Source organism: Pseudomonas saxonica (assembly GCF_007858365.1).
In the GTDB taxonomy this organism is placed as follows: Bacteria; Pseudomonadota; Gammaproteobacteria; order Pseudomonadales; family Pseudomonadaceae; genus Aquipseudomonas; species Aquipseudomonas saxonica.
Genome location: NZ_VFIO01000014.1, coordinates 67730 through 81746, shown reverse-complemented (window position 1 = coordinate 81746; position 14017 = coordinate 67730). Strand labels below are relative to the sequence as shown.

Sequence of the window (14017 nt, the reverse complement as noted above, 5' to 3'; positions counted from 1 at the left end):
TAACTATTTGAACCAGAAGCACTTCGTGCTCAGGTCTAATTTTGATGTTGGCCACTGACAGGCTTCCACGAATACGATGTTGGTCGCATGTTATCAGCGTTTTATTTGTAAACACCCTCTTACGGCGGCTCACTTTTGGCAAACAGCCCCAAAAGTAAGCAAAAGGTCCTTGCCCCCGCGTACGGCCCTCGCTGCGCTCAGGTGTCCCTCACTCCGGTTCCGCTCCGTGGGCACGCTGCGACGGGCCATCCATGGCCCGATCGCAGCTCTCCCGGCATCCATGCCGGTCGACCCACTCCGCGAAACCTCCACTCGGCCTCCCGAAGGGGCGGCAGATCAAGATCAAAATCAAAATCCAGATCACAAGCCAGATCACAAGCCAGATCACAAGCCAGATCACAAGCCAGATCAAAATCAGATCAAAATCAGATCAAAATCAGATCACAAGCCAGATCAAAAGTTAGCTCGCGAGCCGGATCACAGGCTTTTTATGCGCTGTGGCTTGCGCTGATTATGACGACAGAACCTGCACAGCCCCGGCCGCTGTGATGCGCGTCACATATCCGCAAAGTTGGGGCTGTCGCTTCGATCACGTTGAAAACCCGGTTTATTGACCCACATCATTGTTTCATTACCCGCCTCCCCTGTAAGAAACACGGTTCACGCCAAAAGCAGGCCAAACAAACTTTTTAACTGTTTGGCCCTGTAAAACCTATTCCTGAATAGCACCTGTCTAGTGTTTGGAAAACATGCGGTGTTGATCTAACTTTCATAGGCTTTTCACAATTCTACGTTTAACGTATAGCCATTCCTTCAGCGAAAAGCTGCAAGAGTCTGTAGGGAAATCATGTAGATAACGTAGGTCGATAACTTTACCTTTGTAAGTTATAAGCTTTACTCAATGCGAGTGTGGCCTTGTGCCGTACTGAGTAAGCCGACTTTCACATGAGTCATCTTGTGCCATTGAAATTGACTGGAACGAATACTTTGAAACCCTACCCCATCCAGTGTGTGTCGATCGTGATTCCGGTCTACAACGAAGAAGAGAGTTTGCCTGAGCTGTTGCGCCGCACCGAAGCGGCTTGTGCACAGCTGACGCAAGCGTACGAAATCGTTCTGGTCGATGATGGTAGCCGCGATGCATCGGCGCAGATTCTTGAAGACGCTGCTGCCCGTGAAGGCAGCCCCGTAGTCGCTGTAATCCTCAATCGCAACTACGGCCAACATGCCGCCATCATGGCCGGCTTTGAGTATTCCAAAGGCGACGTGGTGATTACCCTCGACGCCGACTTGCAAAACCCGCCCGAAGAAATCCCACGGCTTGTGGCTCAGGCTGCACTGGGTTACGACGTCGTCGGCACGGTGCGCAACAACCGTCAGGATTCTGCCTGGCGCCGCTGGCCGTCACGCTTGATCAACCTCGCTGTACAGCGCTCCACGGGCGTTGCCATGAGCGATTACGGCTGCATGCTGCGCGCCTATCGCCGCTCCATTGTCGACGCCATGCTCGCCTGCCGCGAACGCAGCACTTTTATTCCGATCCTTGCCAACAGCTTCGCCCGCCATACCACTGAAGTGTTGGTAGAGCACGCCGAGCGTGAACACGGCGACTCCAAATACAGCCCCATGCGCCTGATCAATCTGATGTTCGACCTGATCACGTGCATGACCACCACGCCTTTACGCTTGCTGAGCATTATCGGTTTCAGCATGGCGTTACTGGGCGGTCTGTTTGCCATCTTGCTGATCGTCTTGCGCTTGATCTTCGGCGCGACATGGGCAGGTGACGGCACCTTTGTCTTGTTCGCAGTGCTGTTTGTCTTCACCGGCGGCCAATTCATCGGCATGGGGCTGCTGGGTGAATACCTCGGTCGCATGTACAGCGACGTTCGGGCCCGCCCGCGTTTCTTTATCGAAAAAATCGTGCGCGCCGAACCGCAAGCGCCCGCCGCACACACGCACACCCCGTCTTTTTCTAATACCGCACAGGTTCAATCATGAGTTTGAAAGCCGTTGTTTTTGCCTATCACGATATTGGCTGCACAGGCATCGAAGCCTTGCTCAATGCAGGCTATGAAATTGCTGCGGTGTTTACCCATGCCGACGACCCCAAGGAAAACAACTTCTACGGTTCTGTTGCCCAGCTGTGTGCCCGCAAAGGCATTCCCGTTCATGCCCCGGAAGACGCCAACCACCCGCTGTGGATTGAACGTATTCGCAAGCTGAACGCCGATTACATCTTCTCGTTCTACTACCGCAACCTGTTGGGCGAAGAACTGCTCAACAGTGTCAGCAAAGGCGCGTTCAACCTGCACGGCTCGTTGCTGCCACGCTACCGGGGCCGCGCACCGGCGAACTGGGTGCTGGTCAATGGCGAAACCGAAACCGGCGTCACCCTGCACCGTATGGTCAAGCGCGCCGATGCAGGGGCCATTCTGGCCCAGCAACGCATCAGCATTGAACGCTCGGACACCGCGTTGACCCTGCACGGCAAGCTGCGCGAAACCGCCGCAAAACTGTTGGCTGAAACCCTGCCACTGCTGCCTGAAGGGCAACTCAAAGAAACCCCGCAAGACGAGTCCAAGGCCACCTATTTTGGTCGTCGCACCCCCGCAGACGGTCTGCTGCAATGGGCTCGCCCGGCCGAAGAACTGTTCAATCTGGTTCGCGCCGTGACCCAACCCTACCCTGGCGCGTTCTGCGCGGTGGGTGAGCACAAACTGATTGTCTGGGGCGCCGAAGTGGTCGCGGGCAATGGTGGGCACGCGCCGGGGCACGTTATCAGCTGCGACCCGCTGCGCATTGCCTGCGGTCAGGATTCATTGCTGGTCACGGCCGGTCAGCGCAACGACAACGGCCTGTTCCTCAGCGGCCCGCAATTGGCTCGCGAACTGGGCCTGGTTGAAGGTTCACGTTTGCGTGGCAGTGAATCAGGACGGGCGCCGCGTCGCACTCGCGTGCTGATTCTGGGCGTCAACGGCTTTATCGGTAACCATCTGTCCGAGCGCCTGCTGCAAGACGACCGGTATGAAGTGTACGGTCTGGACATTGGCTCCGACGCCATTGAGCGCCTGCGCAGCCACCCTAACTTCCACTTTGTGGAAGGTGATATCAGCATCCACACCGAGTGGATCGAGTACCACATCAAAAAATGCGACGTGGTCTTGCCGCTGGTGGCCATCGCAACGCCTATCGAGTACACCCGCAACCCGCTGCGCGTGTTTGAACTGGACTTCGAAGAAAACCTCAAGCTGGTGCGCTACTGCGTCAAGTACAACAAGCGCGTGATCTTCCCATCCACGTCCGAAGTGTATGGCATGTGCCAGGACAAGAACTTCGACGAAGACACTTCCAACCTGATTGTTGGCCCGATCAACAAGCAGCGCTGGATCTACTCCGTGTCCAAGCAACTGCTGGACCGGGTGATCTGGGCTTATGGGCAAAAAGGCCTGAAGTTTACCCTGTTCCGCCCATTCAACTGGATGGGGCCACGCCTTGACCGCCTGGATTCGGCACGGGTGGGCAGCTCGCGCGCCATTACCCAGTTGATTCTGCACCTGGTCGAAGGTACGCCAATTCGTCTGGTCGACGGCGGCGAACAAAAACGCTGCTTCACCGACGTGGCCGACGGCATTGAAGCCCTGGCGCGGATCATCGACAACAAGGGTGGCAAGTGCGACGGCCAGATTATCAACATCGGTAATCCGGACAACGAAGCCAGCATCCGTCAACTGGGCGAAGAGCTGCTGCGTCAGTTCGAGGCTCACCCGCTGCGTGACAACTTCCCGCCGTTTGCCGGCTTCCGTGATGTAGAAAGCCAGTCGTTCTACGGCACTGGCTATCAAGACGTCAGCCACCGCAAGCCAAGCGTAGAAAACGCCCGTCGCCTGATCGACTGGACGCCGACCATCGAGCTCAGCGAGACCATCGCCAAAACCCTGGATTTCTTCCTGCGCGAAGCCATGGTTGAACTCGCGGAAAAACGCTGATGCAGGCTGGACTACGCATTGATGTCGACACCTACCGAGGAACCCGTGAAGGGGTTCCCCGGCTGCTCGACATGCTCGATGAAGCGCAGATCAAAGCCACGTTTTTCTTTAGCGTGGGGCCAGACAATATGGGCCGCCATTTATGGCGGCTGATCAAGCCCCAATTCTTCTGGAAAATGATGCGCTCCAAGGCAGCCAGCCTGTACGGCTGGGATATTTTGCTGGCCGGGACTGCCTGGCCCGGCAAACCGATCGGCAAGGATCTGGGGCACTTGATGCGTCAGACCCTCGACGCCGGCCACGAAGTGGGATTGCATGCCTGGGATCACCACGGCTGGCAAGCCAATGCCGGACGCTGGAGCGAGGCGCAGTTGATTGAGCAGATTCGACGCGGCGTCGACACCCTGAGCGACATCACCGGGCAGGCGGTCGAGTGCTCGGCCGCCGCCGGCTGGCGTGCCGATGAACGCGTAGTCCAGGCCAAGCAAGCCTTTGGTTTTCGTTATAACAGTGATTGCCGCGGGCACAGCCTGTTTCGGCCAAGGTTGGCCGATGGCAGCCTGGGCGCGCCGCAAATCCCTGTCGATTTACCCACGTTCGATGAAGTCGTCGGGCCGCAGATCAGCGCCGCCGACTTCAACGCCTACATTCTTGATCGCTTCAGCCCGCAAAAGCTGAATGCGTACACCATTCACGCTGAAGTAGAAGGGATTCTAATGGCCAACGACTTCCGTCAATTACTGGCGCAGGCCCGTGCCCGCGATATTCACTTTCACCCTTTGCGCGACTTGCTGCCCGCAGCGCTCGACAGCCTGCCCGCCGGGCAATTGAGTCGTGGTGTTCTGGATGGCCGTGAAGGCTGGCTGGGAGTGCAGCAACCATGACGCAGCGCTGGGCAATACCGCTTTTGGTTTTGGCTTTTATTGCGTTCTACCTGCTGCCGCTGGGCACCCACGGTTTATGGATACCGGACGAAACGCGCTATGCACAAATTGGCCAGCAGATCCTGATTGATGGTAATTGGGTCACCCCGCACTTTATGGATCTGCGTTACTTCGAGAAGCCGATTGCCGGCTACTGGATGATCGCTATTGGGCAGGCCATCTTTGGTGAAAACCTGTTTGGCGTGCGCATCGCGTCGGCCATTGCTACCGGTCTCAGCGTCATGCTGGCGTACCTCGTGGCACGCCGTTTGTGGAACGACCCGCGTAAAAGCTTTGCTTGCGCGCTGGTGTACATGACCTTTGGCCTGATTGCCGGGCAAGCCGGGTATTCAAACCTCGATCCGCAGTTCACCTGGTGGGTCAACTTGAGCTTGGCCGCCTTGTGGTTTGCCGTGGACAGCACCTCCACCCGCGGTCGCCTGATCAGCTGGGCAGTGCTGGGCTTTGCCTGCGGCATGGGCTTTATGACCAAAGGTTTTCTGGCCTTTCTGCTGCCAGTGTTGATTGCCCTGCCCTACATGGTCTGGCAAAAACGCTTTGTCGAACTGGTCAAGTACGGCCTGCTTGCCATGCTGGTGGCGGCGATTGTTTCGTTGCCGTGGGTGCTCGCGGTTCACGCTCAGGAGCCTGACTACTGGCGCTTTTTCTTCTGGCACGAGCATATCCGCCGATTTGCCGGTGAAGATGCCCAGCATGGCCGTCCGTGGTGGTTCTATCTGCCGCTGATGGTGGTCTCCAGCTTGCCGTGGGCGGCGCTGTTGCCTGCGACCTTTAAGGATGCATGGCATAACAAGGGTCATCGCGGGGTGATCTTCCTGCTGCTGTGGCTGCTACTGCCGCTAGCCCTGTTCAGCCTGAGCAAAGGTAAATTACCGACCTACATCATGCCGTGCCTGTTACCGCTGGCACTGCTGTTGGGCCATGCCTTGATGCAACGCGTGGAAACGGCCAAACCGCTGTCCTTGCGTCTTAACGGGTTGCTCAATGTGTTGTTGAGCGGCGTCGCATTGCTGGCTCTGGTTTATTTCGAAATCAAAAAGCCCTTCTACGAAGACGAAACAGTGCACCTGAGCCTCTTGGTGATTGTGCTGTTGACCTGGATCGTCACGGGCCTGCTGACGTTCGCCAAACCACTGAAAATGTGGGCGGCGCCTGCCGTGGCCATGGGGGCTCTGGTGTTGCTGCTGCCGGCGGCCATGCCCAGCAGCGTGGTGCACAACAAAATGCCCGACCAGTTCATTCTTGAGCATGTGCAGGCGTTGTCAGGGGCCAAACACCTGCTCAGTAACGATCTGGGCGCCGCCTCTGCCCTGTCATGGCGTCTGCGCCGTCCGGATGTGACGCTCTACAACACTCAAGGTGAAGTCAAATACGGTCTGACCTATGACGACGCCAAAGGCAAAAGCCTGGGCCTGGACGAGATTGAGTCATGGATGGCCAACGCGCGTCGCGAAGGTCCGGTGGGCGTGGTGATGCGTGTCAAGAACAGCGACGAAAGCCATGAAATGGACTTGCTGCCCAAAGATGGCCAGCGCTATGACGAAGGCAACATGGTGATTTTGATTTTCCCGCAGCGTGCACCATGACACTGGCGTTGCTGCTATTAGCTTGCCTGCTGACCTGCGCTGGCCAGATTGCACAAAAGTACGCCGTCGAAAGCTGGCGCGGGGTCGACTCGGGAGTGGCGCACAAACTGCGCTCTCCCTGGTTGTGGCTGGCGTTGCTGTGCCTCGGCCTGGGCTTGCTGGTATGGCTGCTGGTATTACAACGCCTTGAAGTCGGCATCGCCTACCCGATGCTCAGCCTGAACTTTGTATTGATCACCCTCGTGGCACGCTACCTGTTCAAAGAAACCATCGACCTGCGCCATTGGTGTGGTGTGGGTCTGGTGATTGCCGGGGTGATTTTGCTGGGGCAACAGGCATGAGTTCGACAAGAGGTCTGGCCTTTGCCGCTGGCAGTGTCGCACTGGTCAGCAGTGCTCAACTGGGCATGCGCTGGAGCATGACGCGCTTGCCCGAGCCGGCTCAATGGTTGGCGGCAATCAGTCAGGGCGATGTCTCCTTGAGCGCCCTGGCGGTGGTCGTGGCCGCTATCGCGGCTTACGCACTGTCGATGCTGTGCTGGTTGCTGGCCTTGCGCGACCTGCCGCTGGGCCGCGCTTATTCGTTATTAAGCATCAGCTATGCACTGGTCTATTTGCTGGCCGCCAGCCTGCCGACGTTTCACGAAAGCTTCACGCTTTCAAAAACCCTTGGTGTGACCTTGGTCATTCTAGGGGTGCTTACGATCAACTTTCGACGTACCCCAAGCTCCAGGAACAGCGCATGAAAATCAGTGTATTTGGTAGTGGTTATGTGGGCCTGGTGCAGGCGACCGTTCTGGCTGAAGTCGGCCACGATGTGATTTGCATGGACATTGATCAAAACAAGGTCGAGTTGCTACAGCAAGGTCACGTCAGCATTTTTGAGCCGGGTCTATCCAGCCTGGTGCGTGAGAACCTCGAAAGCAAACGCCTGCGCTTCACCAGCGATGAAAAACTCGCGGTGGAACATGGCCAGGTGCTGTTTATCGCAGTCGGTACGCCGCCGAGCGAAGACGGCTCAGCCGACCTCAGCGCGGTGTACTCGGTGGGTGATGCGGTTGCCCGTCACCGTGAAGAGCCCCTGATTCTGGTGGAGAAATCCACCGTGCCTGTCGGCACCGGTGATGCGCTCACGGCGCATATCAATAAAGCCCTGAGCATCAGTGGTCGTTCATTGCAATTTGACGTGGTGTCCAACCCCGAATTTCTGAAAGAAGGTTCAGCCGTCACGGACTGCCGCCGTCCTGATCGCATCATCATTGGCTGCGCCCGCGAAGAAGTGCGCGACGTGATGCGCGACTTGTATGCACCGTTCAACCGCAACCATGACCGCATCATCTTCATGGACTTGCGCAGTGCTGAACTGACCAAGTACGCCGCCAACTGCATGCTGGCCACCAAGATCAGTTTCATCAACCAGATCGCCGAACTGGCCGAGCACTTGGGCGCTGACATTGAAGCGGTGCGATTGGGCATTGGTGCGGACACCCGCATTGGTTATCACTTTATCTATCCGGGCTGCGGCTACGGCGGCTCGTGCTTCCCCAAAGACATGCGTGCACTGATTCATAGCGCCCAGCAAGTCAACTGTTCGAGCGATTTGTTGCAAGCGGTCGAAGCGATCAACGAACGGCAAAAACACAAATTGTTTGACCGTATCAACAGCTTCTTCAAAGGTGAGCTCAAAGGTAAAACCTTCGCCTTGTGGGGCTTGGCGTTCAAACCCAACACAGACGACATGCGCGACGCTCCGAGCCGCGTATTGATGCAGGCTTTGTGGGATGCGGGTGCCGACGTCCGCGCATTCGACCCCGAAGCCATGCAGGAAACCCAGCGACTGTACGGAGACGAGTTGCGCCTCAGTTTGATGGGTACGCCAGAATCGACGCTTAACGGTGCTGATGCACTGATCGTCTGCACGGAGTGGCAACAGTTTAAGGCGCCGGACTTTGACCTGATCAAATTGCGGCTCAAGACCCCGGTTATATTCGACGGGCGCAACCTGTATGACGGCGAACGCGTCGCTCGGGCGGGCTTGCAGTACTTCCCGATGGGCCGTGGCGAATCGTGCAACCTGCCTGTATCACGAGGTTCAACAGCGTTGGCCGCGAGCGTTTTGTAAGCCGGAGAAGCACGCAATGCAGGTCATCACTTCACCTGACGCTCTGCGAAGCGTGCGTCGCCAGTCCCTGCTGTTAGGGGGGCTGGCACTTGTGTTGTTTATCTTGGGCGACCCGCATCAGGCGGCCATCGGCTTTGATTCACGTTTTGTGTTGTTCGCCAAAGAAATGCTGCGTCACGGGCCGGGCTTCTTCCCCACCACCTATGGCCAGCCTTATGCGGACTACAGTGCAACTTCGACGCTATTCACCTGGTTGCTGTCCTTGCTCTTCGGCGAGGTCAGCAGCCTGACCGCGTGGCTGCCTACGGCTATTGCCGGGGCCGTCATCGTGACCTTGATTTATCGCCTGGTCGCGCCACAGTCACGGACGTGGGCGCTGACCAGCGTGGCGATGTTGCTGTTGAGCATGACCTTCATCACTGAAACCCGTGCCGTGTCGCTGGACCAGATGCTCGCGGCGGTCAGCCTGGCCGCGTTTTACCTGGCCTACGCCCACGACCACTTTGGTGCCCCCCGTCGGCATGCTGGTTTACTGGCCTTACTGGTATTGGGGTTTGCCATCCGTGGCCCCATCGGGCTGGTGATTCCCACTGGCATGCTGTGCAGTTACTACCTGCTCGGCGGCCAATGGCGCCGCCTGCTCAGTGTCGGTCTGCAAGCATTGCTGTTGCTGGTGTTGTGTATCGGGGCGCTATTGCTGCTGGCCTGGGTCAGTGGTGGCCAAGGGTTCGTCCACGAAGTGATCCGCATGCAAGTCACCGGGCGGCTCGACGGCACTGAAGGCGCGAGCGGTTCGCTCTACTACTTCACCAGCTCCTTGGGCAACTATGCCCTGGCCTATCCACTGGCGGTGCTGGGCTTGATTGCGCTCCTGATGAACAGACGCGCACTGTCCGGGCCCGGCTTGAAATTGGTCATTTACTGCCTCGGCGCAGGTTTGGTGGTGATGATCGGCCTGTCGATACCTCAGGCAAAAAAAGCCCGCTATCTGCTACCCATGTTGCCAATGGCGGCGATCATTGCGGCCTATCCATTCGCAGGTGTACAGGGGCGCGCGTTTGCCGGGTTGCGGGGCCTCATGCAATGCATTTTTCTGCTCGTGCCGGCGTTGTTGATGGTGGGCCTCATGTTGGCGCGAAAACGCGTCGATCAACCTTTGCCTTCACTGACCCTGCTGTTCGTCATGCTGGGGGTTTTACAGGCCGTTGCGCTTTCGCTGCTGTTCAAACCGCAGTGGCGACCTGCCGGATTGGCGGCCTGTGCGGTCATGGCGCTTTGGGCCAGTTTTATTCTGGTGTTCGAACCTGTTGAGCGCGACCTCTACGACACCCGCACCTTCACCGACAATGCCATGCGCATGATTGACCAGACGCCTGCGCCACTGGTGCTGCATGGCATGGGCAAGGACGCCAAGGCGATCAAGTTTATGGTTAACCTGAACCGGGACCTCATGCCTGTGTTTACACAGTCAGCGGTAGAACTGCAAAACGTAGGCAAACCGGTTTGGGTGGTGATGGATCGCAAAGACTATGTGCAACTGCAAGGCACTCCAGCAGGCGATAGCGCACCGACGTTGAGCGGTCGCTTCGACAAAAATGACTACGTGTTGCTCTATGTGCCTTAAAAAGTAGTGGTTCACCCTCACAGCCTTGACGCCTGAGCAACGACAGCAGGTACACTCTGCGCCCTCCTCCTTCACCTAAGGAATACCCATGTCAGGGCTCGAACTGTTTGCCGCCGTACTCGGCGTTGTAGCCGTGTGGTTAACAGTCAAGCAAAACCCCTGGTGCTGGCCGATCGGGCTGGTAATGGTGCTGCTCTACAGCTGGATTTTTTTCGACATCAAGTTGTATTCGAGCATGCTGTTGCAGGTTTTTTTTGCCGTACTGCAAGTCTATGGCTGGTGGCAATGGACAAAGGCAGGTGCGCAGCATCAAGGCCGTATGGTCTCACGGCTGAGCCATTGGCAAGTCTTGCTGGGGCTGGCGGCAGGCGCGGTGATCAGCCTTGGACTGGGTTCTGCAATGGCCCACTGGACTGATTCTGACTTCCCCTGGCCGGATGCGACGCTCACCGCGTTCAGTCTGGTGGCCCAACTCTGGATGGCGCAAAAGCGCCTGCAGTGCTGGGCACTGTGGTGCGTGCTCGACGTGCTGTACATGGGCTTTTATGCGTACCAGGATCTGTACCTGACGGCCGCCCTCTACGGCTTGTTTACCGCCATAGCAATTGCCGGCTGGCGTGACTGGCAGCGCGATCTGGCGCTACGCACATGAAGGTGGTCGTACTGGCGGGGCCGGAATCGAGCGGCAAAAGTTGGCTGTCAGCGTTGTTGCAACAGCGCTTCGGGGGCATTCTGGTCGGCGAATACGTGCGCTACTTTATCGAACAGAACCCCCGCGACACCTGCCTTGCGGATATTCCTGAAATCGCTCGCGGGCAACTGCAATGGGAAGATGACGCCCGCGCCCAACAACCCGAATTGCTGATTCTGGACACGCACCTGCTGAGCAACATTCTGTGGAGCCAGACCCTGTTTGGCAACTGCCCGGACTGGCTTGAACCTGAACTGCTCAAGCGCCATTACGACCTGCACTTGCTGCTCTCGCCCGAAGGCGTGGAATGGACAGCGGATGGCCAGCGCTGTCAGCCCTCGCTGGCTGAACGACAGAAGTTCTTCAACGACAGCTATCAATGGCTGAGTGAGCACCAACAACCGTTGTCAGTGATCACCGGGGATTGGCAGGCTCGTCAACTCAGCGCCTGCGCGGCAGTTGAGAAATTGCTCAGGGCCGAATGAAGGCCTGTCAGCGAATCTGATGCTTATGCAGCAAGCGATAAAACGTCGGTCGTGACACGCCCAGCACCTTGGCCGCCATGCTCAAGTTGCGGCTGTAGCGATGCAATACATCGCACAAGGCCTGACGCTCGGCCCGGTCTTTGTAATCGGCAAGCGTACCGATTGATTCTGTGGATTGCTGGGTGCAGGCCAACCCCAGATCGGCAGCCTCAATCTGCCGTCCTTGCGCCTGTGCCAGCCCCTGACGCACCCGATTTGCCAATTCTCTGACGTTGCCCGGCCAGTCGTGGATGCCCATTGCCATTAATGCGTCCTTACTGAAGGTACGTGGGCGGCGGCCTACCTCCAGACTGTAAAAACGGGAGAAATGGTTAGCCAGAATCTCCAGATCGCCATGCCGGTCACGCAATGGCGCGACCTTCACCTGTAACACATTGAGCCGATAGTACAAATCGGCCCGAAAACGACCGTTGTTGATTTCAGCTTCCAGGTCTGCAGAGGTCGCTGCCAACACACGCACATCAATAGGGATCGGATGGTTGCTGCCCACCCGCCAAATCTGTTTTTCAAGCAAAAAGCGCCACAAGCTGGATTGCAGCTCCGGGGTCAACTCATCAATTTCGTCGAGGAACAACGTGCCGCCATTGGCGGCTTCGATCAGCCCGATCTTGCGCGCCAGGCCACTGAACGGCCCTGCGTCATGGCCGAACAGTTGCGTCTCAAGCAGGTGTTGTGGCACCACCGCGCAGTTGATGGCGACAAACGGCTGATCATGGCGTCGGGATTGATGATGCAAGGTCAAGGCCACACGTTTTTTGCCGGTGCCTGTTTCCCCTTCAATCAATACAGGGGACTCAGCGCTGGCGTATTTACCCAACAGCGTGCGCAAGTCCTGCATCGCGTGGCTTTCACCGAGTAACTGATGGTCGGGGATGTTGACCGGGGGCGCGCTCTGAGTGCGCAGGTGCACCATGCCGCTGGTTCGGCCGAGGGTAACCGCCAACCTCTGCACATCAAAAGGCAAGGTGTGAAAATCATAAAACCATTCACATACGAAGTTGCCTACATTGCTGATTGCCAGATCATCAGGGCTGACCACCGCAATCCATTCGATGCCGCTGAGTCTGATCATTTCTTTGACGGCTTCGGGTCGTATCAGGTGCAGGGGCTCAAGCCGGATTAAACCCACGTCACAAGAATGATCATTTGCGGTGGCCAAGCTGGCAAATTCCATCTCCCAGCCCAGTGATTGCAATTCGGGCATTATGTTGTGACATTCTTTATGAGGATCAATGACTAACAGTCGGCGCGAAGAGGGCGTTGCGAGCATGTCATTTCCTTGGCGCCAAAAAATAAAAGATTATTTAAATCAGCATCTTGCTGACAGCAATCTTAACAGTAGCAAAATATTGACACTTTCTTGGATTAAATATTTATAAGCGTTATAGCGAATTGAAAGGTGCATAAAATCCGAGCCCATGATTCGAGGCCCCATAAAAAAATTGATTTAAATCACCCTCAAGCAGAACGCTTTAAAAAAAATCAGAAAGTGTGTGACCTGAGTACGGTCTGGAGTCATCAGTACAAGTAACCAACCGCAAGGAACGCCCAACCTGCGGTTAATCACTTGATGGGCACACTTGAGAGCACACCCTATGAACGCCCCGCTCCGTTTCAACGAAGCACTTTTGATTGCCGGCCACGCCTTTGAACCTTTTCAATGCGTCGCCTGGGCTGCCCAGGATGGCCACGGTGAATTGAGCCTGACGGTCATTGACCGCATCAGTAACCGCATTGGCCGCAAACAAATTCCGCGCAGTGCCTGCGCCGATGCCGCCCAACTGGAAGATTTGTTGACTCAAGCCCGCAACGAGCTGAGCAATGAAGGCTATACCTTGCAACCTTGGGTCATGCCGGCGTGATGCTGATTTGTCCTGCTGGCAGCGAGCAAGGTTCGCTTCTAGCAGGACACTGTTTCATCGATGTGCAGGTAATCAATCGCCAGTTCAGTGGCCATCTGCCGCGATTTTCCCAGCCGTATCGGCCCCCGCTCGATATCGATCAAAAGCCCTGGACACTCCAACACCGGCAGTGTCGTCCACGCTTTCAAACGCCCGTCGGTCACCAGCAAAAAGCGCTGCTGTTCTTGCGGTAACTGCTTGCGGCGCAACCTCAACCACCCCGCTACATCTTCCAGCGCTTGCAACAACGGCGTACCGCCACCGGCGCCTAGCGTGGTGAGCCAGTCGCCCAGCATTTTCGATGCCTTCGCGCCGCTGACCTGCCATTGCGGGCTGTTGCCACTGGCTTGCAACACCGCCACGCGTACGCGTTGACGATAAGCGTCCTCAAACAACTGCACCAACAAGCCCTTGGCATCGATCAATGCCTGATGACGACGGGTTGAGGCCGAAGCATCAACCACCACGACCCATAATTCTTGCGCGGCGCTTTTACGGGTTTTGAACGCCAGATCGTCCACCTGACGCGGGCGTCCGCGCAGCAAAGTCTGCACCCAGTCGACGGCGCCTTCGCCAGCACTGCGGCTGGCCCCCAGCTTGCCGTGAGAATGTTGAC

Annotated in this window: 13 protein-coding genes; 11 read left to right on the top strand and 2 right to left on the bottom strand. The window is 57.0% G+C overall.

Annotated elements, in window-relative coordinates:
- The first annotated feature begins 987 nt into the window (after positions 1–987).
- From arnC to FJD38_RS22475, 10 genes are all read left to right on the top strand, one after another.
- Positions 988–2001, top strand: a complete 1014-nt coding sequence (gene arnC, locus FJD38_RS22520; protein WP_122782112.1) for an undecaprenyl-phosphate 4-deoxy-4-formamido-L-arabinose transferase — start codon at positions 988–990, stop codon at positions 1999–2001.
- Positions 1998–3989: a bifunctional UDP-4-amino-4-deoxy-L-arabinose formyltransferase/UDP-glucuronic acid oxidase ArnA gene (gene arnA, locus FJD38_RS22515; protein ID WP_146387668.1), complete on the top strand. Its 1992-nt coding sequence runs from the start codon at positions 1998–2000 to the stop codon at positions 3987–3989. The genes arnC and arnA overlap by 4 nt, the downstream gene beginning before the upstream one ends.
- Positions 3989–4873, top strand: a complete 885-nt coding sequence (gene arnD, locus FJD38_RS22510; RefSeq protein ID WP_146387666.1) for a 4-deoxy-4-formamido-L-arabinose-phosphoundecaprenol deformylase — start codon at positions 3989–3991, stop codon at positions 4871–4873. Before arnA ends, arnD begins: the two co-directional genes overlap by 1 nt.
- Complete coding sequence (arnT, locus tag FJD38_RS22505; RefSeq protein ID WP_146387664.1) at positions 4870–6519, top strand: lipid IV(A) 4-amino-4-deoxy-L-arabinosyltransferase; 1650 nt, start codon at positions 4870–4872, stop codon at positions 6517–6519. Before arnD ends, arnT begins: the two co-directional genes overlap by 4 nt.
- Entirely contained in the window at positions 6516–6860 is a 345-nt protein-coding gene (arnE, locus tag FJD38_RS22500; protein ID WP_122782116.1) for a 4-amino-4-deoxy-L-arabinose-phosphoundecaprenol flippase subunit ArnE, read from the top strand. Before arnT ends, arnE begins: the two co-directional genes overlap by 4 nt.
- On the top strand, positions 6857–7264 hold the full coding sequence (gene arnF / locus FJD38_RS22495; RefSeq protein WP_146387662.1) for a 4-amino-4-deoxy-L-arabinose-phosphoundecaprenol flippase subunit ArnF: 408 nt from the start codon (positions 6857–6859) through the stop codon (positions 7262–7264). Before arnE ends, arnF begins: the two co-directional genes overlap by 4 nt.
- Positions 7261–8640 carry a UDP-glucose dehydrogenase family protein gene (locus FJD38_RS22490; RefSeq protein WP_122782118.1) on the top strand — a complete coding sequence of 460 codons (1380 nt, stop codon included), beginning with the start codon at positions 7261–7263 and terminating at the stop codon, positions 8638–8640. Before arnF ends, FJD38_RS22490 begins: the two co-directional genes overlap by 4 nt.
- Positions 8641–8656: 16 nt before the next feature.
- On the top strand, positions 8657–10264 hold the full coding sequence (locus FJD38_RS22485; protein WP_146387660.1) for an ArnT family glycosyltransferase: 1608 nt from the start codon (positions 8657–8659) through the stop codon (positions 10262–10264).
- Positions 10265–10352: 88 nt separating this feature from the next.
- Complete coding sequence (gene pnuC, locus FJD38_RS22480; RefSeq protein ID WP_146387658.1) at positions 10353–10916, top strand: nicotinamide riboside transporter PnuC; 564 nt, start codon at positions 10353–10355, stop codon at positions 10914–10916.
- Entirely contained in the window at positions 10913–11440 is a 528-nt protein-coding gene (locus FJD38_RS22475) for an AAA family ATPase (RefSeq protein WP_146387656.1), read from the top strand. The genes pnuC and FJD38_RS22475 overlap by 4 nt, the downstream gene beginning before the upstream one ends.
- Before the next feature lie 7 nt (positions 11441–11447).
- On the opposite strand, the gene FJD38_RS22470 is transcribed toward FJD38_RS22475, so the two are convergent.
- Positions 11448–12770, bottom strand: a complete 1323-nt coding sequence (locus FJD38_RS22470; RefSeq protein WP_146387654.1) for a sigma-54-dependent transcriptional regulator — start codon at positions 12768–12770, stop codon at positions 11448–11450.
- 325 nt (positions 12771–13095) lie between these two features.
- On the opposite strand from FJD38_RS22470, the gene FJD38_RS22465 reads away from it, so the two are divergent.
- The gene (locus tag FJD38_RS22465) at positions 13096–13362 is read left to right on the top strand and encodes a hypothetical protein (protein WP_122782126.1); all 267 of its coding nucleotides are present in this window, start codon (positions 13096–13098) and stop codon (positions 13360–13362) included.
- A gap of 38 nt (positions 13363–13400) precedes the next feature.
- Here the strand turns inward: FJD38_RS22465 and FJD38_RS22460 are convergent, their stop codons facing one another.
- The gene (locus FJD38_RS22460; protein WP_244302792.1) at positions 13401–13955 is read right to left on the bottom strand and encodes a vWA domain-containing protein; all 555 of its coding nucleotides are present in this window, start codon (positions 13953–13955) and stop codon (positions 13401–13403) included.
- Positions 13956–14017: the final 62 nt, after the last annotated feature.

Coding starts and splice junctions, on each gene's coding strand:
- FJD38_RS22485 (WP_146387660.1), top strand. CDS start 8,657: ATGCAGGTCATCACTTCACCTGACGCTCTGCGAAGCGTGCGTCGCCAG.
- FJD38_RS22470 (WP_146387654.1), bottom strand. CDS start 12,770: ATGCTCGCAACGCCCTCTTCGCGCCGACTGTTAGTCATTGATCCTCAT.
- arnT (WP_146387664.1), top strand. CDS start 4,870: ATGACGCAGCGCTGGGCAATACCGCTTTTGGTTTTGGCTTTTATTGCG.
- arnE (WP_122782116.1), top strand. CDS start 6,516: ATGACACTGGCGTTGCTGCTATTAGCTTGCCTGCTGACCTGCGCTGGC.
- arnD (WP_146387666.1), top strand. CDS start 3,989: ATGCAGGCTGGACTACGCATTGATGTCGACACCTACCGAGGAACCCGT.
- FJD38_RS22475 (WP_146387656.1), top strand. CDS start 10,913: ATGAAGGTGGTCGTACTGGCGGGGCCGGAATCGAGCGGCAAAAGTTGG.
- arnA (WP_146387668.1), top strand. CDS start 1,998: ATGAGTTTGAAAGCCGTTGTTTTTGCCTATCACGATATTGGCTGCACA.
- FJD38_RS22465 (WP_122782126.1), top strand. CDS start 13,096: ATGAACGCCCCGCTCCGTTTCAACGAAGCACTTTTGATTGCCGGCCAC.
- FJD38_RS22490 (WP_122782118.1), top strand. CDS start 7,261: ATGAAAATCAGTGTATTTGGTAGTGGTTATGTGGGCCTGGTGCAGGCG.
- pnuC (WP_146387658.1), top strand. CDS start 10,353: ATGTCAGGGCTCGAACTGTTTGCCGCCGTACTCGGCGTTGTAGCCGTG.
- arnF (WP_146387662.1), top strand. CDS start 6,857: ATGAGTTCGACAAGAGGTCTGGCCTTTGCCGCTGGCAGTGTCGCACTG.